The 20,324-nt window shown below is 71.3% G+C and carries 17 protein-coding genes; 9 read left to right on the plus strand and 8 right to left on the minus strand.

All coding sequences use genetic code 11. The features are described 5' to 3' along the window. The first annotated feature begins 239 nt into the window (after nucleotides 1-239). The 3 genes from O7543_RS22640 (at nucleotide 240) to O7543_RS22650 (ending at nucleotide 4,348) form a co-directional block, all read left to right on the plus strand. Nucleotides 240-830, plus strand: coding sequence for a DUF4230 domain-containing protein (locus O7543_RS22640; RefSeq protein ID WP_281552002.1), 591 nt, complete (start codon nucleotides 240-242; stop codon nucleotides 828-830). Between the two features lie 227 nt (nucleotides 831-1,057). Beyond that, on the plus strand, nucleotides 1,058-2,284 hold the full coding sequence (locus tag O7543_RS22645; protein WP_281552001.1) for a glycosyltransferase family 2 protein: 1,227 nt from the start codon (nucleotides 1,058-1,060) through the stop codon (nucleotides 2,282-2,284). 69 nt (nucleotides 2,285-2,353) lie between these two features. Then, nucleotides 2,354-4,348, plus strand: a complete 1,995-nt coding sequence (locus tag O7543_RS22650) for an arabinofuranosyltransferase (RefSeq protein WP_281552000.1) — start codon at nucleotides 2,354-2,356, stop codon at nucleotides 4,346-4,348. 4 nt (nucleotides 4,349-4,352) lie between these two features. On the opposite strand, the gene O7543_RS22655 is transcribed toward O7543_RS22650, so the two are convergent. Next, nucleotides 4,353-4,559 carry a PspC domain-containing protein gene (locus tag O7543_RS22655; protein ID WP_281551999.1) on the minus strand — a complete coding sequence of 69 codons (207 nt, stop codon included), beginning with the start codon at nucleotides 4,557-4,559 and terminating at the stop codon, nucleotides 4,353-4,355. 458 nt (nucleotides 4,560-5,017) lie between these two features. On the opposite strand from O7543_RS22655, the gene O7543_RS22660 reads away from it, so the two are divergent. Both O7543_RS22660 and O7543_RS22665 read left to right on the plus strand, forming a co-directional pair. Further along, a complete protein-coding gene (locus tag O7543_RS22660) occupies nucleotides 5,018-7,075 on the plus strand; it encodes a DUF5941 domain-containing protein (RefSeq protein ID WP_281551998.1) in 2,058 nt (685 codons plus the stop codon). Then, nucleotides 7,072-9,285 (plus strand): bifunctional glycosyltransferase family 2 protein/CDP-glycerol:glycerophosphate glycerophosphotransferase, encoded by a 2,214-nt coding sequence (locus tag O7543_RS22665; protein ID WP_281551997.1) that lies wholly within the window; start codon nucleotides 7,072-7,074, stop codon nucleotides 9,283-9,285. The genes O7543_RS22660 and O7543_RS22665 overlap by 4 nt, the downstream gene beginning before the upstream one ends. A 31-nt stretch (nucleotides 9,286-9,316) precedes the next feature. Here the strand turns inward: O7543_RS22665 and O7543_RS22670 are convergent, their stop codons facing one another. Beyond that, nucleotides 9,317-10,930 carry a glycosyltransferase family 2 protein gene (locus O7543_RS22670; RefSeq protein WP_281551996.1) on the minus strand — a complete coding sequence of 538 codons (1,614 nt, stop codon included), beginning with the start codon at nucleotides 10,928-10,930 and terminating at the stop codon, nucleotides 9,317-9,319. 38 nt (nucleotides 10,931-10,968) lie between these two features. On the opposite strand from O7543_RS22670, the gene O7543_RS22675 reads away from it, so the two are divergent. Genes O7543_RS22675 through O7543_RS22685 form a run of 3 tightly spaced genes read left to right on the plus strand, consistent with a single transcriptional unit; the run spans nucleotide 10,969 to nucleotide 13,328 of the window. Then, a complete protein-coding gene (locus tag O7543_RS22675; RefSeq protein WP_281551995.1) occupies nucleotides 10,969-11,538 on the plus strand; it encodes a hypothetical protein in 570 nt (189 codons plus the stop codon). Beyond that, on the plus strand, nucleotides 11,535-12,713 hold the full coding sequence (locus tag O7543_RS22680) for a glycosyltransferase (protein ID WP_281551994.1): 1,179 nt from the start codon (nucleotides 11,535-11,537) through the stop codon (nucleotides 12,711-12,713). The genes O7543_RS22675 and O7543_RS22680 overlap by 4 nt, the downstream gene beginning before the upstream one ends. Before the next feature lie 42 nt (nucleotides 12,714-12,755). Further along, a complete protein-coding gene (locus tag O7543_RS22685; RefSeq protein ID WP_281551993.1) occupies nucleotides 12,756-13,328 on the plus strand; it encodes a hypothetical protein in 573 nt (190 codons plus the stop codon). A 37-nt stretch (nucleotides 13,329-13,365) separates the two neighbouring features. On the opposite strand, the gene O7543_RS22690 is transcribed toward O7543_RS22685, so the two are convergent. The 4 genes from O7543_RS22690 to O7543_RS22705 form a co-directional block, all read right to left on the minus strand. Then, the gene (locus tag O7543_RS22690; RefSeq protein WP_281551992.1) at nucleotides 13,366-14,235 is read right to left on the minus strand and encodes an AraC family transcriptional regulator; all 870 of its coding nucleotides are present in this window, start codon (nucleotides 14,233-14,235) and stop codon (nucleotides 13,366-13,368) included. Nucleotides 14,236-14,348: 113 nt separating this feature from the next. Further along, a complete protein-coding gene (locus O7543_RS22695; protein WP_281555737.1) occupies nucleotides 14,349-14,831 on the minus strand; it encodes a GNAT family N-acetyltransferase in 483 nt (160 codons plus the stop codon). A 35-nt stretch (nucleotides 14,832-14,866) separates the two neighbouring features. Further along, a complete protein-coding gene (locus O7543_RS22700; protein ID WP_281551991.1) occupies nucleotides 14,867-15,241 on the minus strand; it encodes a metalloregulator ArsR/SmtB family transcription factor in 375 nt (124 codons plus the stop codon). Between the two features lie 133 nt (nucleotides 15,242-15,374). Beyond that, nucleotides 15,375-16,007: a GNAT family N-acetyltransferase gene (locus O7543_RS22705; RefSeq protein WP_281551990.1), complete on the minus strand. Its 633-nt coding sequence runs from the start codon at nucleotides 16,005-16,007 to the stop codon at nucleotides 15,375-15,377. 238 nt (nucleotides 16,008-16,245) lie between these two features. Between O7543_RS22705 and O7543_RS22710 the strand changes: the two genes are divergently transcribed. Further along, nucleotides 16,246-16,518, plus strand: coding sequence for an alpha/beta fold hydrolase (locus O7543_RS22710; RefSeq protein ID WP_281551989.1), 273 nt, complete (start codon nucleotides 16,246-16,248; stop codon nucleotides 16,516-16,518). Nucleotides 16,519-16,653: 135 nt separating this feature from the next. On the opposite strand, the gene O7543_RS22715 is transcribed toward O7543_RS22710, so the two are convergent. Together O7543_RS22715 and O7543_RS22720 are read right to left on the minus strand one after the other, a co-directional pair. After that, the gene (locus O7543_RS22715) at nucleotides 16,654-18,513 is read right to left on the minus strand and encodes a S8 family peptidase (protein ID WP_281551988.1); all 1,860 of its coding nucleotides are present in this window, start codon (nucleotides 18,511-18,513) and stop codon (nucleotides 16,654-16,656) included. Between the two features lie 254 nt (nucleotides 18,514-18,767). Further along, on the minus strand, nucleotides 18,768-20,234 hold the full coding sequence (locus O7543_RS22720) for a hypothetical protein (protein WP_281551987.1): 1,467 nt from the start codon (nucleotides 20,232-20,234) through the stop codon (nucleotides 18,768-18,770). Between the last annotated feature and the right edge of the window lie 90 nt (nucleotides 20,235-20,324).

Below are 20,324 nucleotides of genomic sequence, written 5' to 3' on the forward strand. Positions count from 1 at the left end.
CCCGGATGCGGTTGTCGTACCGGGGCCGTACGGTGAATCCAGACGTCCCGGCGGTGGGCCGGCGTCTGGTGAGGACGGTGATGGGGATGTCCCGCAGCGGCGATGTCAACACTCCTACTCGGGAATTTCCGGAGTATCCCGACGGTACGCCGGACCCGGCCGGGCCGGCTACGCCACCGGCGGAGTCCGGCGGCCGTCGGCGCGGGCTGCTCGGTCTCGCCGCAATCGTCGGTCTGGTCGTGGTGCTGCTGCTGTCGACCCAGGCCGCCGGGTTGCTACCGAGTTGGCGCAACCCCTTCGCCCAACAGGAGACCGATCGCACTCAGCCACCGGTGCTGCAGTCGATCCAGGATCTCAGCCGGTTCGTCGCGGCGGAGGGTAACTACCAGGTTGTCGTCGACCTTGAGCAGGACCGACGGTACGTGCCCGATTTCCTGCTCAACGAACGGACGCTGTTCGTCGGGGTCGGAACGGTCGAGGCATACGTCGATTTCGGGCAAATCGGCGAGGAAGCCATATCAACCTCTGAGGATGGTCTTTCTGCGCAGATCGAGTTGCCGGCGCCGCAGCTGACCGATGCCGATCTCGATCTCGACAACAGCTACGTCTTCGCCGAGGAGCGTGGCCTGCTCAACCGTCTCGGTGAGGTGTTCGGCGGTGACCCGAACCGGCGGCAGCAGGTCTACCAGTTGGCCGAGGACCGGATCGCGGCCGCTGCCCGGGAGAGCGGGATCGCCGGGCGGGCCGAGGAGAACACCCGCAAGATGCTGACGGGGCTGTTGCGCTCCCTGGGATATGAGGAAGTCTCAGTCACCTTTGTGACGCCGTAGACATTTCCACAAGCTGAAACCGCCCGTAAAGGACGGCGATCCGCCGGGCCGAATCATCCTTCGGTCCGGCGTTTTCCGTCCGGGGGTGGGCACTCGTTCGGCGCGGGCCGCGCTAGAGTGCAGTCGAGGGCCGGATCCGCGCGGAAACGGTGGGCCAGACAATGAAACTGATTCATGACTGGTATGACGGCCTGGCTGTGGTCAGTCTCTAATTCGGGGGTGCACCCGTGGCGCGTTCGGTGCGCAACGACGAGGTCGAGGTCACTGTCCTTCTGCCGTGTCTGAACGAGGCGGAGACGTTGGAGGTGTGCATCCGAAAGGCCCGCCGGTCCCTCGACGAGCTCGGGGTCCGGGGTGAGGTCCTGGTCAGCGATAACGGCTCCACCGACGGCTCACAGGAGATCGCCGTACGCGCCGGTGCCCGGGTGTCGCACGCCCCGATCCGCGGCTACGGCGGAGCGCTGATCAACGGCGTCGAGCAGGCCCGGGGGCGGTACGTCATCATGGCCGACGCCGACGACTCGTACGACCTCTCCGACCTTGGACCGTTCATTCATGAATTGCGCCGCGGTCGGGACGTGGTGATGGGGAACCGGTTCCGCGGCGGCATAGCCGACGGCGCGATGCCGTTCCTGCACCGCCATCTCGGCAACCCGGTGCTCTCCTGGCTCGGCCGCCGCCTGTTCAGCTTGAAAGTGGGCGATTTCCACTGCGGCATCCGCGGCTTCAACCGGGACCGGGTCCGGCAGTTGCAGCTGTGCATGCCGGGCATGGAATTCGCCTCCGAACTGGTCGTCCGGGCCGCGCTCAACGGCTACGACATCGCCGAGGTGCCGACCACCCTGCGCCCCGACGGCCGGAGCCGGCCACCCCACCTGCGGACCTGGCGGGACGGCTGGCGCCACCTGCGGTTCCTGCTGGTGTTCGCCCCACGCAAGATGCTCATCTGGCCCGGTGCGGTGCTGTTCGCGGTCGGCCTGATCGGCACCGTCACGTTGGTCGTCGGCCCGTTGGTCGTCGGCGGGATCGGCTTCGACGTCAGCACCCTCGTCTACACCTGTCTCGCCATGCTCGCCGGCGCACAGCTGCTGCTCTTCGGAGCGTTCGCGCTGATCTACGGCAGATACGAGGGCATTACCGACCTGCGACAGTCCGACCGGTGGAGCCGGTACGTCAGACTGGAGACCTGCACGGCCGGCGGGATCACGTTGATCCTGCTCGGTCTGGCCGGCACCATTCTGGCGGTCGCCACCTGGGGTGCGACCGGCTTCGGTGCCCAGGACGCGAGTGACACCATGCGGGTGGTGCTGCCCTCCTCGACCGCGATCGGCCTCGGCGCGACGCTGATCTTCGCCGGGCTCTTCTCCAGCCTGCTCAGCCTGCGGCGGGTCTCCGTCGCCGTGGCCGATCAGCAGATCCCGGAGCTCGGCCCGCTGGTCGTCAGCACCCACTGACCAGGACGGCCCGCCGATTCACGATACGGTCGGCGCGCGTCACGACGACGAACGGTTCCGCGGAGCACCATGACTGTCGAGACATCCCCGGCCGGCACCGGCGAGCCGCCCGACCGGAAGGTAGGTTCGCCCGACCGGGGGGCATCGGTCCGCATTCCGGAGCAGGGCAATCCGGACGGATCTCGTGGACCGGACCTGGCTCGGGATCCGGGGCGGGGGCCAGGGCCGGGCCGGACCAGGGCTTCCCGGTTGTGGTCACTGGCCGGCCGTCCGGGGTTGCTCGCCGTACTGACCTGGTTGGTGGCCACGCCGGTGGCGGTCGTGCTGCCGTCGGTGGCGCGTGCCGACCCCTTCACGGTGGCCGGCCGGTCGCTGCCGGTCACCAGCGGCCTGTTGCTGGTCTGCCTTGGCGGACTGGCCGCTGTCGCCGTCCGGCGGTGGGCGCCGACGACGATGCCGGCACTGGCCGGAGTCAGCGCCGGTCTGGCCTCGGCCTGGCTGGCGCTGATCCTGCGGGCCGCGCTGTCCGGCACCCCGTTCGGCTTCGGTGGCCTGTCCGGGGACATGCTGCGGATGACCGCCACCGCTACCCGGTACACGGTCACCGCGACCAGCGCGGACACCACAGTGCCCGGGCTGCCGTCGGAGTACCCGCCGCTGTACGCCTGGCTGGTCGGTCGGGCGGCGGTGCTGCTCGACCAGCCGGCCTGGCGGTTGCTCGGCGACGCCGAGGTGCTGTTCGTCTCGGCGTCGGTGCTGGTCGGTTTCCTGCTGTGGCGCCGCCAGGTGGGTCCCTGGACGGCGCTGGCGATCTCCTGCGTGGGGGTGCTGGCCTGGTCCGACCCGCGGAAGGCGTACGAGGTCCTCGCTTTGATGATCTTCATCCCGTGGGTCCTGGAGACCTTCACCCGTCCACCTCGCGGCCGGCTGCACTGGCTGGTCTGCGGGCTGCTCGGCGGTCTGCTGGTGGCGCTCTACCAGGCCTGGCTGGTCTACGCGGCGCTCGGCCTCGTGGTGATCATCGGGACGGCCTGGCGGGCCGAGCCGGACCGGTGGGCGTACCTGCGACGGCTGCTGCTGGTCGCCGCAGCCGCCACCGCGTCGTCGGCGTGGTACGTGCTGCCGTACCTGTGGGCGTTGACCACCACCGACGGCGGACAGCTGGTCTCCGATCTGTTCGTGTCGCCGTACTACCTCGATGGTCTGCTGCCGTTCCTGGATCGGGGTGACCTGCCGCTGCGTGGCCTGCAGCTGGCCGGCATGGTGGGCCTGGTCTGGCTGATCCGGTCGACCTGGTGGGCTCGACCGCTGTTGCTGATCGCCGCCGGCGCGTTCGCCTACCGACTGCTGTCGATGGTGCGGTTCGTGCTGACCGGGCACACCGCCTTCGGGCACTACACAGCCCGGCTGTACGGCGTGGTGCTGGCCGTCGCGGGGGTGCTGACCCTGGTGCACGTGGTGCCGCTGCTGCTGCGCCGGCTGCGGATCAGCCCGCCGGTCGGGCTGGCCGGCGTGCCGCTGGCGGTGCTGCTGGCCTGGGCGGTGCCGGTCTACTCCACGAACTGGATGCCGGGCACCAACGGCTCCGGTTCGGGGTATGCGACGGCCGCGCACGCCGAGCCGCTGCCCGACGGCGGCTATCCCCGGTACGCGCCCGATACCGGCCGCGCCGACTGGTTCCCGGTCGAGCCGGTACGCCGAGCAGTCGAGCAGGTCACCGGGCCGGACCCAGACCGGGTCACCCTCACCGTCGACGAACGGCTCTTCTCGTACCTGCCGTGGCCCGGTTACCTGAGCAACGATCGGACCGCGGCGGGCACCCTGTCCCGGTGGGACGAACGCCGGGCCGAGCTGCGCGACCTGGCCGACCAGGAGGACCCGGCGACGTTCGCCGCCGAGTCTGCGGCGACCGCGTTCGGGCCGATCGACGTCTTCGTCCTGACCCGGGACGGCGACGAGCTGATCTGGCAGGAACTGCGGTTCCACCGCGACCAGTTCGATCCGCGGTACTGGGCGGTCCGCGACGACCTGCCGGAACAGGTCTTCGTCGCGGTCCGTCGGTGACCGCTCAGTACGACGTGGCGAGGTTACGGTCCTCGTTCGGCATCACGATCCACAACGCCAGGTAAATGATCACCTGGGTGCCGGGCAGCAGTAGCGAGAGCAGGAAGATCAACCGCACCATTCCCGCTGAGATGCCGAATCGTTGGCCGAGCCCGGCGCAGACGCCGGCGATCATCCGTCCGTCGCGGGGACGTACCAGTTTGCGGCTCATCGGACGCTCCTTCGGGTGTCGTTGCTGGCGGGTCTGCCACACTCCACGGTAGGTACGCCGGGACGTGGTGACCTCCGTCCACGGACCGATTCGCGGCGTGGCTCCCGTACGGCGTTACCCTGACCGATTCAAGATCATTCAGGGGCCGCGCCAGGGCGGCGTCATCTCTCGGACGTGCGAGCTACCCGCATTGTTCACCGACTGCTAATCTTGCCGGCGTTGCCCACACCGACGGTGCCCCCACCCTCGTCGGCGCGCTCGGGCGACGCCACCCCTCGGAGCGCCTCGCGCGCTCGTCTAGACGGAAGCGCGCGAATGTGACACTGGCGATCCTGATTGCGGCGAACCGGGCTTCTGCTACCCCGACCAGCGCCGATGCCGGAGAGTTGCGCACAGCAAGTGGATCGTCGCTCAACGATCACCTCCGGGGGCAGCTCGTGGCGGCCGGTGCCGACGAGGTGCGGACTGCAGCACCGGGCATCGTCGCCGACCTCGTCGAGCGGGCCGCCGGGCCGGTCCTGCTGTGCGCCACCGACGTGGTCGCCCACACTGAGGTGATTCGACTGCTCTGCGTGGCGCCGGCCGATACCACCCGGGCGCTGCTGCTGACCACTGAGGACGGCTCCGGTGCCGGTCGGGCCGCCGCCGTCAGCGCGCTGCGCGGCCGGATCGTCGCCGTCACCACCGACCCAACCGGTGCAGACCCGGTCACTGTCGGTTCGGCCACCGTCGGTGCGGCCGGTGCGGGCCGGCTTCCGCTCTTCGGTGGCGTACTGCGGGTGGGCGTCGATGACCTGTCCGCGTTGGCCACAGCGGCCCGGGCCGGCGCCACCCGGCGACTGCCACCGGGCGCCCACCCGCTGGACGCGATCCTCGCCGAGTTCGTCGCCGACGGTGCCACCGTCGGGGCGTACCCGCTGCGGCACCTGGTGGCCCGGCGGGTGGCCGACCCGGTCGGTCTGTCCGACGCCGAGGCCCGGATCCGTGCCGTCGACCCCGACCGGGCCCGACTGCGCCTCGCGGTCAAGGAACATGACGACCTGTTCGCCACCTACTTTGTAAGCAGCTGGTCACCAATCGTTGCGAAGCTTGCGGCGCGGATCGGGTTGAGCCCGACCGGGGTCACCACGATCTCGGTCGCGTTCGCCGCCGCCGCCGCGCTGCTGTTCGCCGTCGGTGACCGACCGCTGCTGCTGCTCGGTGCGGTCCTGCTCTATCTCGGCTTCGTGCTCGACTGCGTCGACGGCCAGCTGGCCCGCTACACCGGCCGGTTCAGCGCGTTCGGCGGCTGGCTGGACACCATCGCCGACCGGGGCAAGGAGTACCTGGTCTACGCGGGGCTCGGCGTCGGCGTACACCAGGCGGGACTGGCCGGTGGGTGGGCGACCGACGGATGGGTGCTGGCCACCGCCGCGATCGTGTTGCAGACCGTCCGGCACATGACCGACGCCTGGTACGGGGCGCTGCACGACGAAGCTGCCCACCGGCCGGCCACCGGCGCGGCGGTGGGCGGGGTCGGCGGTCGGCTCAGCCAGGCCTCCGACCGGGTGCTCGCCGGGCCGCGCTCGCCGATCTACTGGGCGAAACGGACCATCGTCTTTCCGATCGGCGAGCGGTGGGCACTGATCGCCGCCACCGTGGCGCTGTTCGGCCCGCTGGTCAGCCTGTGGGCCGTGCTCGGCTGGGGGATGCTCGCGGCCATCTGGACGGCGGGCCTGCGGACCCTGCGGGCCCGGTCGATGCGGGTTTCGGTGCTGACGGCGGCGGACACCGCGACCTACCGCGACGACGGTTTCCTGGCCAGTCGGATCGCCGGTCTGCTGACCGGTCGGTCCCCCGCCGGGCAGCTGCCCCTCGCGGTGACCGCCGCCGGGGCCGCCGCGACCCTGCTGGCCCTGACCGCGACCGGCGTGCTGTCCGGTGCCGGCGCCGTCCTAGTCGGCGCGGCGGCCCTGCTGGCGGCCGGCTCGGCCAGCGCGGCCAGGCCGGCCACCGGCGCGCTCGACTGGCTGGTGCCGGCGGCGCTGCGGGCGGCTGAGCTTCTCTTCGTCGTAGCGGCCGGCGTGGTCGCCGGCGTGCCGGCCGCGGTCACCTACGGACTGCTGCTGATCCTCGCCCTGCACCACTACGATCTCACCGCCCGGCTGGAAAAACGGCTCGACGGACCACCGCTGCGCCGGTGGAGCCTCGGCTGGGACGGCCGAGTACTGCTGCTCGCCGCCGCCGCTGCCGGACCGATGCTGCTCGCTCCCGGGCTGCCCGCGACGGTCGACCCGGTCGCGGTGACCACCGGTGTGGTCGCCGCGTTCGCCGGCTATCTGATGCTGCACTTCCTCGTGACCGCGGTCGTCGATCACCGGCCGCCGGCACCGGATCGAGCAGCGCACCACCGCCCGCCGGGCGCCGTCGCCCGGATTCCGGCACCCCGCCGGTCGCCGGCCATACCGGCTGATCCGGCTCCCTCCCTCCACCCCGCCGGCCGCCCCGCCGGCACGATCGCAGGTGATGACCGATGACGTTGATCAGTATCGTTGTGCCGGTGTACAAGGTGCAGGGCTATCTGCGGGAGTGCCTTGACTCCATCCTCGGGCAGTCGTTCACCGACGTCGAGGTGATCGCGGTCGATGACTGCTCGCCGGACACCTCCGGGCAGATCCTCGCCGAGTACGCCGCCCGCGACCCCCGGCTGACCGTGCTGTCGCTGCCGGCCAACGTCGGTCTGGGCAAGGCCCGAAACGCCGGCCTGGACGCGGCGACCGGCGAATACGTCTGGTTTCTGGACAGCGACGACTGGCTGACCGACGGCGCGCTGCGGGCGGTCGCCAACCGGCTCCGCGACACCACGCCCGACGTGCTGATCGTCGACCACGTACGGGTGTTCTGGAACAACTACCAGGCGGGTAGCGCACTGCGCCAGGCGTTCCCGACCTCGCCCGGTGCCGAGGTGTTCGACGTACGGACCCGACCGGAGACGCTCAAGGTCCTGCACACCGCCTGGAACAAGGTCACCCGCCGGGAGTTCCTGGTCGATCTCGGGCTGCGGTTCGAGGCTGGCTGGTACGAGGACGTGTCGTTCACCTTCCCGCTGCTGGTCGCGGCCGAGCGGATCACCGTACTCGACCGGGCGTGCGTCAACTACCGGCAGCGCCGCACCGGCGCGATCACTCGGACCCGCAGCGCCCGGCACTTCGAGATGTTCGACCACTGGGGCCACACCTTTGACTGGTTGGACGCCCGCGGCCCGCAGGCCGATCCGGTCCGGCCCGAGCTGTTCGGTCTGATGATCTCCCACTATCTGATGGTGCTGGGGCACGGCGGCCGGCTGCCCCGCGAGCTGCACCGGGAGTTCTTCGCCCGGGCACACGCCGACTACCAACGGCGGCTGCCGGCCGGCGGTTACCCCGAGCCGGACGGCGTGGAAGGACTGAAGCGGCGGCTGCTGGCCGCCAATCGGTGGCGTACCTTCGCCGCGTTGCGGGTCGGTCAGCAGGCCCGCAAGAAGCTGCCCTCGGTCTCCCGACGCCTCGGCCGGCCGGTCAAGCGGCGGCTGATCAACTTGGCCCGGGCCGGTCGGCGGGTGTTGCTGCGCGGCTACTACCGGCTGCAGCTGCGGCTGCCGATGGACCAGTCGCTGGCGCTGTACGCCGCGTACTGGTACCGGGGCTACAGCTGCAACCCGGCGGCGATCCACGCCAAGGCGGCGCAGATCGCCCCGCAGATCAAGAGCGTCTGGGTGGTTCGTCGGGACCTGGCGCCGAGCATGCCGGCCGGCGTGCCGTACGTCGTCGCCGGCACCCGGGGCTACTACCGGGCCCTGGCAAGGTCAAAGTGGCTGATCAACAACGTGAACTTCCCCGACTACGTGCGCAAGCGGCCCGGCTCGGTGCACGTGCAGACCCACCACGGCACGCCGGTCAAGGTGATGGGTCTGGACCAGCAGCGGCACCCGATCGGCGCCACCTCGATGAACTTCTCCCTGCTGCTGCGCCGGGTGGACCGGTGGGACTACAGCGTCAGCGCCAACCACTTCTCCACCCAGATGTGGGAGCGCGCCTACCCGGCCGGCTTCGAGTCGCTCGACACCGGCTATCCGCGCAACGACCGGCTGGCGCTGGCCACCGACGCCGAGGTGGCAGCCGCCCGGGAGGCGCTCGGTATCGCTGCCGGCGAGCGGGTGGTGCTCTACCTGCCGACCCACCGCGAACACCAGCCCGGCTGGCGGCCGGACTTCGACGCCGACGCCTTCGCCGAGGTCCTCGGCCCGGACGCCTGGCTGCTGATCCGCAGCCACTACTTCCACGACCGGCAGCGGACCGGCCGGGCGCCCAACGCCCCGGCCAGCGGCCGGGTCCGGGACGTGTCGGCGCACCCGGTGGTCGAGGACCTGTACCTCGCCGCCGACGTGCTGATCACGGACTACTCGTCGGCGATGTTCGACTACGCGATCCTGGACCGACCGATCGTGATCTACGCGCCGGACGCTGCAGCGTACGCGATGGCGCGGGGCGTCTACTTCGACATCACCGCGGAACCTCCGGGAGCGGTCGCCACCACCTTCGGCCACCTGCTGGACGTGTTCCGTACCGGAGCGGTCGACGACGACGCCGCGGCCAAGGCCCGGACCCAGTTCCGGGGGCGGTTCTGCCACCTCGACGACGGGCACGCCGCCGAGCGGGTGGTCCGCCGCGCGTTGCTCGGCGAGCCGGCACCGCCGGCCGCCCGCTGATCCCGGATCGGGGCGGACGGACGGTGGTCGGTCAGCTGTCGGTACGGCGGGACGTCAGTCGCCGTCGACCGGACCGTGCCGTCCGCCATGCCCGGCGGAGCAGATTCCGGCTCTGTCGGGCACCCATCTCGGACAGCCACTGCGGACTGCGGGCCAGGGTGCCGGCGGTGCCGTCGGTGACGACCAGCGTCGGCCCGGCGGCGTCCGGCGTCAGCCAGAGCACCCGGGCGCCGACCCGGGTCGGACCGGTGCCGAGGGTGCCCCGGCCGCCGCGCTCCGGCCCCGGCGGTACGGCGTACTCGCGGCCGCTGTCCCGGACGACCAGCCGGACCGGGTACCGGCCGGGGGCCAGCTCACCGGCGGCCAGCCGGCAGGACCAGCGCAGATCGTTGCCTTCGCGGGATTCGACGGTGACCGGTTGGCGGAGCAGCCCGTCCCCGACCTCCAGCAGCAGGTCGGAGCGGACCTGACCGGGTTCGCCGTCGATGCCGGCGCAGCGCACCGTGCCCTCGACGGCGACTGTCGGGCCAGCGGCTGCCGGGCCGGTGACCGGCCGACTGCCACGCAGCGCCTTGACACTGACTGTCATCTCGCGGACCCGGAGCAGATCGCGGTAGGTGTCGAAGTCGGGGTGCCCGAGGTACGGCTGGCCGGCGTGCACCCGCAGCGGTCGGCTGGAACGCGGCCGGCGTACGGTCGCGGCGTCCTGCTCGTAGATCGCGACGGCGCGCAACCCGGCCCCGGCGTTGCCGACGAACTCGCTGGCCACATCGATCGGGATGTCCTTGAAGAGGCTGTGTATTCGGGCGGTGAACTCGGCGAGCTGATCGTCGTCGCAGCCGGCCGCCGCCCGCCACGCGTAATGCAGCTGCATGTAGGCGATCCACCGGTACACCGCTTCGCGGTCGTCCGGGCGCAGGTCCCGCACCTCGTCGGCGAGCCGCTCGATGATGGTCAGATGCTGCATGATCCGGGCCGGCTGGCTGCGGGAATCCATCAGCGAGGAATTGTCCCCCCGCTGTCGGTAGAGGTAGCTCAGCCGGGGGGTGAGGATCGTCCGGGGCGATCTGGCCAGCAACGGGATGGTGAACAACACGTCCTCGAACGCGGTGCCCTCGGTGAACGTGACGCCGACCGCGTCGACCAGATCCCGGCGGAAGATCTTGTTGCAGGCCGACGGGTTGCCAACCAGATCCGGGGCGTGCGCGATGTGCTCGACGACCCGTTCACCGATGAGCAGTTCACGACGCCAGGCGGGGTTCGGCCGGGGCGGCAGCCCTTGCATGTCGCCGACGGCGATCGCCGCCTCATGGTGGTCGGCGAGCCCGGTCAGGTGACTGAGCGCGCCGTCCGGGTAGATGTCGTCCGAGTCGAGGAACGCCAGGTAGCGGCCGGTGGCGAGGCGCACGCCATGATTGCGGGCCGCGCCGAGCCCGGCGTTGTCCTGCCGGACGTAGCGCACCGCGGTGGCCTGAGTGGCGTACCGCTGGGCGATCTCGGCTGACCCGTCAGTCGAGCCGTCGTCGACCACGATGACCTCGACCAGGTCCCGACCAGGCTGGCCTTCGATGGATCCGAGCGCTTCCGCGAGCCATTTCTCTGTGTTGTAGACCGGCACGACGACGCTGACCGTCGGAGATGGCACCGCGTTCACCTCACGTCACGACTGGGTAATCTGGGCCGGTGACCCTGATTCGTAGAGTACGTCGCGTGCTGCGCCCGGCCCGGCGGATGGCTGGTCGGCTACAGCGCATGGCCGGCCGGCCAGCGGCGCAACTCTACAGCCCGAACGTTACCGCGAGCGACGTTCGTCTTCTCGTCGGCGTCGCCGAGCGCAGGGGTGATCGTCAGGGCGTAACAGCGGCCCTGCTCCGGCTGGTGCAGCGCGGGGCGGCGAACGAGACCGAGCAGCGGCGGGTCCGGTCCGTCGGCGTCGGCGCCCCGGGCCCGGCCGCCGACCCGCCGCCCGCGGGTCGACCGGCCGGCGACGCGGTCCGGCTCACCCTGCACCGACCCGATCCGGCCGCCCCGATCGAGGCCACCGTCACCGGCCGACCCGCACCGCTTGCGTACTGGCGTCATGCCTGGTCAGGGCTGCCGTCCGACCTGCGAGACCAGCTCACCACCAGTGTCCTCACCCGACTCGCGGCGACCGGCGGCGTCACCGAGGTACGTGCCGGCGACCCGGCCAGCGCATCCGTCGCCCGAGCGGTCGCCGCCGGCACCGGTGCACGGTACGGTGGGCAGCCGTGATCGTTCCCTGGCGCCGTGGCACCTCCGCCGGACACCTGCTTGACGACGCGCTGAGCGCGCTGACCGCCGCCGACTGGTCCGACACCGGCCGCCCCCCGGTCGCCTGGCTGCACTGGCCGGTCGACAGGGCCAACCCGTACCAGTCGTTGCTGTACAGCCGGTTCGCCGGGCACAACTTGACGCCGATCCGGGTCCGCCGCCTCGACCAACTGGACAAACTGCTGCCCGCGCTGCCCGACGGCGTCGGCCGGGTGCTGCACGTGCACTGGCTCTACGACGTCACCTCCGGTTGCACCACCACCAGCCAGGCCGAGGCAGCGGTCGATGCCTTCGCCAAGCGGCTGGACACCCTGCGCGACCAGGGCGTACGGCTGGTCTGGACGGTGCACAACCTGCTCCCGCACGAGACTGTGCACCGGGCGACCGAAACCCGGCTGCGCCAGGTGATGCTCGCCGCCGCCGATGTGGTGCACCTGATGCACGACAGCCACCTCGACATCCTGCGGGAGACCTTCGGAGCCGAGCCCCGACGCGTGGTGATCGCCCCGCACCCCACCTTCGCCGGCGCCTACCCGGACTGGGTGGACCGGCCCGCCGCCCGCAGCCACCTCGGCATCCCGCTCGGCGTCCGGGTGCTGGTCACCTTCGGGCAGGTCCGGCCGTACAAGGGGCACGGCGACTTCCTCGACGCGCTCGATGTCGCGGTCCGGCTCGACCCACGGCTGCGCTGGCTGGTCGCCGGCAAGGTACGCGAGGAGGCCGGCGGCCCCGACTTCATGCGCCGGGCTGCCGAGCACCCGGCGGTGATCTTCCACCCTGGCTTCGCACCCGACACCGACGTGCAGTACTTTCTGCGGGCGGCCGACGCCGCCGTCTACCCGTACCGGTCGTCGCTGAACTCCGGTGCGCTGGCGCTGACCGCCGGGTTCGGACTGCCGGCGTACGTGTCGACCGGCACCACCGTCGGTGGCCTGCTGCCGGACGCCGCGCTGCGCCGGTTCGACCTGTCCGACCCGGACAAGACCGCCGAGACGATCACCGAGTCCGGCGGTTCCTGGGACCGCGCCGAGCCGGTCCGCGCGGCGGTCCGCGACCACGTCGAAGCCCTGGCCCCGGCCAAGGTCAGCGCCCGGTTCGCGGCTGAGCTGCGGCGGCACCTCGACCCGCTGGCGTGACCGCGTACCTAAGTAGATCGATCGGTCGCTAGTCTTGTCGGCATGTCGAGCCCTGTGCCACCGGCGCCTCCGTCAGGTCCGGACCGTAAGTTGGTCTGGGCCTCCGACGAGGTGCGGGTCAGTATCGCCGAGCAGGTCCTGCCGCTGCGGGACCGGCAGAGCAGGCCAGCGGCGGCCGTCCGGGCGGCGGTCTTCGTCTACGCCTTCACCTGGCTGCCGGCCTTCGTTGTCTTCGCGGTGGCGACGACCGCCGCGCCGGCGTACACCAACCACGCCAGCGTCGCGGCGACTGCCGTCTGGGCACTGCAGTTCACCACCCTGATCGCGGTCTGGGCCGTGGTCGGGGCGGTGACATCGCGGCGGGCCACAGCGGCCGACGGTGCCTATGAAGCCCCACCGGCCCGCCGGGTGCTGGTCCGCGCATCCGGCGGTGCGCTGGTCACCGCCGGATGCGCGGCACTGGTGCTGGCGCTGCACGGACTTTCGATCGGTCAGCTGGCGGTGCCGGTCGGCGTGCTCGTCGTCGTCCTGCATCTGGTGCCCGCACTGGTCGCCCGGCTGCTGCTGCGTCGCCGTCGGCGGGGCGCGGCGGATGCGCCGGACCCGGCGACCTGACTGTCCGTACGATCTGCTGCCCGCCAGTCCTGCCCCGTCAGTCCGGTTCGACGGGCAGCCACAGGTCGCAGGTGGCGGTGCTGAAGTCGGCCGCACGTTCGAGGAAGGCAACCATCGACGGACCCGGCCGCAGCCGCCACGGGTTGGACGGGAACCACTCGGTGGCGGTCGCGGCCCAGGCCGCCTGCAGGGTCTGCGGGTGCGGTCCGGCGGTGCGGAACACCGCCCAGGTGCCGGCCGGCACCTCGACGGAGTTGAGGTCGGCGGGGATGGCCGTGTCCGTGTCGATGGCGACCCCGTGCAGGTAGGTGAGCTCGGTGCCCTCGGTGCTGTCCGGGTCGAGGTCGTGGAGAATCTGCAGCAGTCCGGCCGGCTCGGCGTTGCCGAGCGACTTCAGCCGGGAGTGCTCCTGGGCCGGTAGTGCGGCGATGTGCCGCTGGATGTGCGGGCTGACGCCGTGGTGGATCAGCGGGACCCGGGCCGCGTGTCCGACGAGCCGGAAGGCGGGCCGGTCGATGATTCGGGTGTGCATCGGAGTGTTCCCTTCGACGGTCAGGCGGAACCTGAGCTGTGACTGGGTGCGAAGGGGGCCTCCGCGACGGCGCACGTCACCCGGGCCGACACCGTGTACGGCCCGGAAGGCCCGCCCGAACGCCTCCGTCGAGCCGTACCCGTACCGGACGGCGATGCTCAGCAGATCGTCGTCGCCGCGAACGAGGTCGGCGGCGGCGACGGTCATCCGGCGGCGGCGTACGTACTCCGACAGCGGCATGCCGGCCAGCGACGAGAACATCCGGCGCAGGTGGTACTCGGTCGTGCCGAGCGTGCCGGCCACCGCGTCGACGTCGAACTCCTCGGTCAGGTGCTCTTCGACGAGGTCGACCAGCCGATTGAGTGCCGAGATCACGAAGCCTCCCTTCGCCGTTCAGCCTGGCCGAACCCGCCTCGGCGGCGCCCGACTTCTGCGGCCCGATCCGATCATCCGCGACCGACCCGGCCCGGGGCGCGCCGGTCGGAAGGTCAGCCGATGTTCGGGCTGCGGCGTTCGAGGAGGACGACGTCACGCCAGCGGCCATGATGGCGGCCGATGCGTTCGCGGGTGCCGATGGTACGGAAACCGCATCCGTGGTGCAGGGCGATGCTGGCGGTGTTCTCGGGGAAGACTCCGGACTGGATGGTCCAGATGCCGGCCTGTTCGGTGGCGGTGATCAACTGCTGGAGCAGTTGCCGGCCGATGCCGCGCCCGCGGGCGTCGGGGTGGACGTAGACGGAGTGCTCGACGACCCCGGCATAGACGCACCGGTCCGAGACAGGGGCGCAGGCGGCCCAGCCGACGACGGTGTGCACTCCGGCGGCGGGGTCGACGGCGACCCAGCGGTGGTCCGGCAGGCGGGTGGCCGTGAAGTTGTCCCAGGAAGGCGGCTCGGTCTCGAAGGTAGCGTTGCCGGTGGCGATGCCGAGCCGGTAGATGTCGAGTACGGCGTTGCGGTGTGCGTCGGTCATCGGGGCGAGGACGAGTGGCGGTGCCTTGTCGGCGGTCAACGGGTGACTCCGGTGGTGGCGATCGGGACGTCGAGTAGCTGGGACAGGGCGGTGAGCCGGGCCGGGACGATCCAGTAGTACACCCAGGTGCCGCGACGCTCGCAGTCGATCAGACCGGCCTCGCGCAGCACCTTGAGGTGGTGCGAGATCGTCGGCCCGGTCAGGGTGAACGCGTCGGTCAGGTCGCAGACGCACACTTCGTCGCCAGCCTGGGACGCGATCAGGGACAGCAGTCTCAGCCGCACCGGGTCGCCGAGGGCCTTGAAGCCGCGGGCCAGGCTGGCGGCTGCGTCGTCGGTCAGCGCCTGGTCGGTCAGCGGGGGGCAGCAGGTCGACGCGTCCGGCACGATCGACAGCTCTTGTCTTGACACTCGTCTAGTTTGACAATTGTCGAGTCAGGTCGCAACCTCGTTGTTTAAATGTTGGTCTAATCAAGTTCGGCGGCGCGGATGTCCCGTGTTCAACTCGCCCTGCGCGTCGCCGACGAGCAGCCGAGCCGGGCCGTCAGCCGGCCACGCTCCGGGGCCGGGGCTCGCGCCACATCGGCCAGATCGGCGGGCCGTCGGGCAGCCGGACCGGTCCGTGCGGTCGGTAGCCGTGCCGGAGGTAGAGGTCCCGGTTGCGGGGCGTGGTCGCCTCCAGGTAACCGGGGGTTCCGTAGCCGTCCAGATGCCGGTGGTGGTGCCGCAGCAGCGCACTGCCCAACCCGCCGCCCTGCCGCCACGGCGCCACCGCCAGGTAGGCCAGATGCCAGTGCGGCTGCCACGGATGGTGCGCCGCCAGGATCCGGCCCAACGCGGCGAAGCGGGGTTGCCACCGTCCGGTCGCGGTGAGCAGTTGCAGCTCGTGATCGCTGACCGTCTGCGGCTCGGTGGGCGTACGCCGCCCGCGCGGGTGCCAGACCGCGACCCCGCTGAACTGGCCGGCGATGTGCACCGTGCCGCCGGCCCGGATGGCGTGATCGAGCTCGATGGTGAACAGCGTCCGGAAGATCTCCGTCCGTGCCTCCAGGTCGCCGACCAGCCACTGCGACACCGGCGCGATCAGGAACGCCTCGGTGAGCAGCGTGGCGGCCTGCGGAAGGTCGTCCACTCCGGCGGTACGGATCGTCACGGCGGCTGGGTGGATCGCGGTCATCAGCGGCCTCCTGCCGGTCGGCGTATCTGCGTGACGGGTTGCCCAGCCGGTGGGCCGGGCAATGCAGGTGACGCCCGTGGGACCGGGCCGGATGGCGTAGCGGCAGGTCAGATGCCCGACACTTGTACTGTCGCTGGTGAGAACTGCAATACGCCGACCGGCGTCGGTGTGACAGCTGGTCCCGTTTGTGGCAGCTGGTAGCCGAGTGTGCTGGAGGCTCGATGGCGACGTTCACGGGATGCCGGACGACCTGGCGGCGGAGGTGCTGCGGCGCGACCGCGACCAGTCCGGCACGCCGTTCGGGCAGCCCTGGCCGCTGCCGGCCTGGCCGGATGTGCCAACCCGGTTCGTCGTCTGCCGCGACGACCGGTTCTTTCCCGCCGGGTTCATCCGTGGCCTGGTCGCGCAGCGGCTCGGCATCACGCCCGACGAGATCGGCGGTGGCCATCTGGCGGCGCTCACCCACCACCGGGAGCTGGCTGACCAGTTGGAGTCGTACCTCCTCGACTGACCCAACCGGATTGCCCGCCGAGCGTGAGCCCGGCGCGCAACCGGACCGGGGGCGTCGCAGACCTACGACGCCCCCGGTCCGGTGCAGTGCCTGTCGGAGCCGGTCAGGGTCGACTCGACCGGGCTTGGGACAGGATCACAGCTCGAGCGACCAGGTGTTGATGTAGCCGGTGTCGCCGCTGAAGATGTCGCGGACCCGCAGCTGCCAGGTCCCGTTGGCGGTCTCCGACGACAGGTTCACCGTGTACGTCTCGATCACGTTGTCGGCTCCGTCGAAGAACGCCCAGCTCTTCAACCGGTAGGAGGAGCCGTCCGGGGCGATCAGGTCGACGATCAGGTCACCCCGGTAGGTGTGCTGGATGTTGACGTCCACCGTCGACGACGACGAGGGGGTGCTGCTGCAGCCGCTGATCGAGATGCTGCTGCTCACCCACGACCCGCTGTCCGGGATCGCCACGTCGGTGCCGTTGGTGCCGGTGCAGCTGCCGCCCGGGCCGATCACCGTGAGGGTGAACGTCGCGGTACGGGTCGCCGAGCTGCCGGTGCCGGTGACGGTGACCGGGTAGCTGCCGCCCGGGGTGCTCGTCGAGGTGCTGACGGTCAGGCTGGCCGAGCCGCCCGAGGTGACGCTCGACGGGCTGAAGCTGGCGGTCGCGCCGCTCGGCAGACCGCTGGCCGAGAAGCTGACCGACTGCGCCGAGCCGGACGTGGTGGCGGTGGAGACGGTCGCCGTCACCGAACCACCCGGCGTGGTCGAGCCGGACGTCGGGCTGACCGACATGGAGAAGTTGTCCGCCGGCGGGGTGCCGTCGTTGACCACGTACAGCAGCCGGTTGGGCGAGCCGCTGCCCGGGTTGCCCACCGCACCCCCCGTCGCGTTGTCGTACAGGTAGTCGCGGACCTCCTGCGGGCTCCAGCCGGGGTTGGCCGAGGCGACCAGGGCCGCCGCGCCGGCCACGTGCGGCGCGGCCATCGAGGTGCCGCTGATGGTGTTCGTCGCGGTGTTGCTGGTGTGCCAGGCCGAGGTGATCGACGACCCGGGAGCGAACACGTCCAGGCAGGTGCCGTAGTTGGAGAAGCTGGACCGCGCGTCGCTGCTGGTGGTGGAGCCGACGGTGATCGCCTCGGTGACCCGGGCCGGGGAGGTGTTGCAGGCGTTCGCGTTGCTGTTGCCCGCCGCCAGGCTGTAGGTGACACCAGCGGCGATCGAGTTGCGCACCGCGGTGTCCAGCGAGGTGTTGGCGCCACCGCCGAGGCTCATGTTGGCCACCGCCGGCATTTCGGCGTTGTCGGTCACCCAGTCCACCCCGGCGATGACGCCGGCGGTGGTGCCGCTGCCGGAGCAGTTCAGCACCCGGACGCCGACCAGGGTGGCACCCTTGGCGACGCCGTACGCGGTGCCGCCGACGGTGCCGGCGACGTGCGTGCCGTGGCCGTTGCAGTCGTCGGCCGACCCGCCGTCGACGGCGTCGAAGCCGCTGACCGCGCGGCCGCCGAAGTCGTTGTGGCTGAACCGGATCCCGGTGTCGATGATGTACGCGTGCACATTGGACGCGGTGTTCGGGTAGGTGTACGAGTCGTTCAGCGGCAGATCGCGCTGGTCGATCCGGTCCAGCCCCCACGACGGCGGGTTCGGCTGGGTGTCGGCGATCCGTACGGTGTGGTTCTGCTCGACGTACTCGACGGCCGGGTGGGCCGCGATCCGGGCCGCCTGCTTCGCGCTGGCGGAGATCTCGAAGCCGCGCAGCGCGGCGGTGTAGGTGCGGGCCACCGTCCGGCCGTGCTGGCCGGCGAGGCTGCGGGCGGTCGCGGCGACCTGTCCCCGGGTGACCGCGCTCTTCTTGAAGACCACGATGTAGCTGTCCGGTACGGCGGTCGGTCCACCGGCGTGCCGGATCGTCCCCTCCGGTTCGGCGGCGGTGACCGGTCCGGTGACTGCCGCCACCATGGCCAGTGCTGTGGCACCGACGATGATGATCCTGCGGGGGAGATTCATCTCCCGTCCTCCCATCAGATCGGCAGGCGTCAGTCCGCTGACGGTGACAGCGGATCAGTGAACGCCGATCTTGCTGAGAGTAATCTGGGTCGACACTGGGAAGTTATATGCCGAAACGTCTATACCATTGGTGCGATGGAACCGGCGAGATCATCGCCCACCTGCGGTGCCGTGCCCGAACAGCGGGCAGTGCCTGGCGGCCCGAAACAAGGAATTTTCATGATCGCCCTTGGGCTGGGGCGGTTGATCGACGCTCAGCGGGAGACCAGCCGACGGCGTACCCCGCGGGCGTACTTGCGGGCGACGAAGACGGTCGCCCGGCCGAGGCTGCGGGCCCCACCGACGGTGACCGTCTGTCCGGCCCGGCGGCCGGCGGGCGGCCCGGCCGTAGCCTGGCCGCCGGCCGCGCCCGACCCGGTCGTGGTCAGGTCGACGACGTCGTACTCGCTGCCGGTCTCCCACCGTTGACCGTGGCTGGCGGCAACAGCCTCGACCAGCGCGCCGTCGGCGGTACCGCCGTGCACCGCCCGGCTGCGGGCCGCGGTGGACCACAACTCGACGGCGTGGGTCGGGGCACCGGCACCGGCCGGCAGCACCCGCAGCAGACCACACCGCCACTTCTCCATCGCCGCGACCAGCGACCCGACGGTCCGCGGACCGACGCCCAGCCGGGACGGCACCCGGAGCAGGTACGGCGTGGGGAAGGCGGTCACCGGAGCGCTGCTGACCATCCGTACCCGTGGTTCGCTGCGGTACTCGGCGGCCAGCAGCCGCAGGTCGGCTCGGCCACTGTCCGTCCCGCCGCTGTCCGTCCCGGCTGCGGCCCAGTCGCCGACCAGGACCACGTGCAGGTCGCGCTCGTTGCCGCCGAGCAGTCGGTCGACGCAGGACCGGACCACCTGGTACGGCTGGTCGACCGGCACCACGGCGGTCACCAGTGGCACCTGCCAGACCCGGCCGGGACGGCGGCGACGCTCGCGGGGAAACGGCACCAGGTCGGTCAGCTCGGCGTCGGCCCGCCCGGCGGCGACCGGATCCGCCGCGGCGGCCGTCCACAGCGTCGCCGCCGGCTCCGGCACGAACACTGCCCCGGCCTGCGCCAGCCGGTAGGCGACCTCGACGTCGGCGCCCTGGAACTGGTCGGAGCCGGCCTGGTAGCGGTCGCGCTGAAAGGCGTAACCGGTGCCGGCGGCGGCCAGGAAGACGAGATGGTCGGCGGTGCGGAGCTGATGCGTGGTGTCGAGCAGGCGGGCCAGCCCGGGGTCGACCGTACTGCCCGGGAAGAGCTGGCCGAGGGTGCCGGCGCTGGCGTGGGCCACGATCACGTCCGGGTCCGGGGCCCGGCCAGAGAAGATCATCGGTACGGCGACGCTGACCGCCGCCGGACTGGCCTGCTGCCAGCGGGTGAGCGCCGAGACCAGGTCCGGTGCCGGGACCGCCCCGGCCGGAATCCGGACGATGATCTCGCCCTTCGCGGTGCCGACCTCGTCGGCGAAGGCGCTGTCGGCGGCAACGGTGACGATCTGCAACAGCCGGTCAGGGTACCGCTGCTGGCGCAGTGCGGCGACGGTACGGGCGGCGCCCGCCGGGTCGCCACCGTCGCCGACCACCAGCACGCTCACCTGGGCGGTGGGCGCCGGGTGACCGGGCTCCACGGGGGCGATCAGGGTCCAGTCGTTGTGTGGTGACGGAGCGGCGGACACGGCACCAGGCAGGGACACGCGTGCAGCGTACCGGAAGCCCGGCCGGTAGCCTCTGCCGTGATGTGGGTCGGGCGTCGCGCGTGTCGGCCCGACGTGGTGCTCCGAGCC

This window comes from Solwaraspora sp. WMMA2080, assembly GCF_027497395.1.
Lineage (GTDB): Bacteria > Actinomycetota > Actinomycetes > Mycobacteriales > Micromonosporaceae > Micromonospora_E.

Bases quoted from the DNA above. Each gene is read 5' to 3' on its own strand.
- O7543_RS22710 (WP_281551989.1), top strand. From the start codon at position 16,246: ATGCCGGACGACCTGGCGGCGGAGGTGCTGCGGCGCGACCGCGACCAG.
- O7543_RS22650 (WP_281552000.1), top strand. From the start codon at position 2,354: ATGACTGTCGAGACATCCCCGGCCGGCACCGGCGAGCCGCCCGACCGG.
- O7543_RS22715 (WP_281551988.1), bottom strand. From the start codon at position 18,513: ATGAATCTCCCCCGCAGGATCATCATCGTCGGTGCCACAGCACTGGCC.
- O7543_RS22665 (WP_281551997.1), top strand. From the start codon at position 7,072: ATGACGTTGATCAGTATCGTTGTGCCGGTGTACAAGGTGCAGGGCTAT.
- O7543_RS22685 (WP_281551993.1), top strand. From the start codon at position 12,756: ATGTCGAGCCCTGTGCCACCGGCGCCTCCGTCAGGTCCGGACCGTAAG.
- O7543_RS22705 (WP_281551990.1), bottom strand. From the start codon at position 16,007: ATGACCGCGATCCACCCAGCCGCCGTGACGATCCGTACCGCCGGAGTG.
- O7543_RS22655 (WP_281551999.1), bottom strand. From the start codon at position 4,559: ATGAGCCGCAAACTGGTACGTCCCCGCGACGGACGGATGATCGCCGGC.
- O7543_RS22695 (WP_281555737.1), bottom strand. From the start codon at position 14,831: ATGACCGACGCACACCGCAACGCCGTACTCGACATCTACCGGCTCGGC.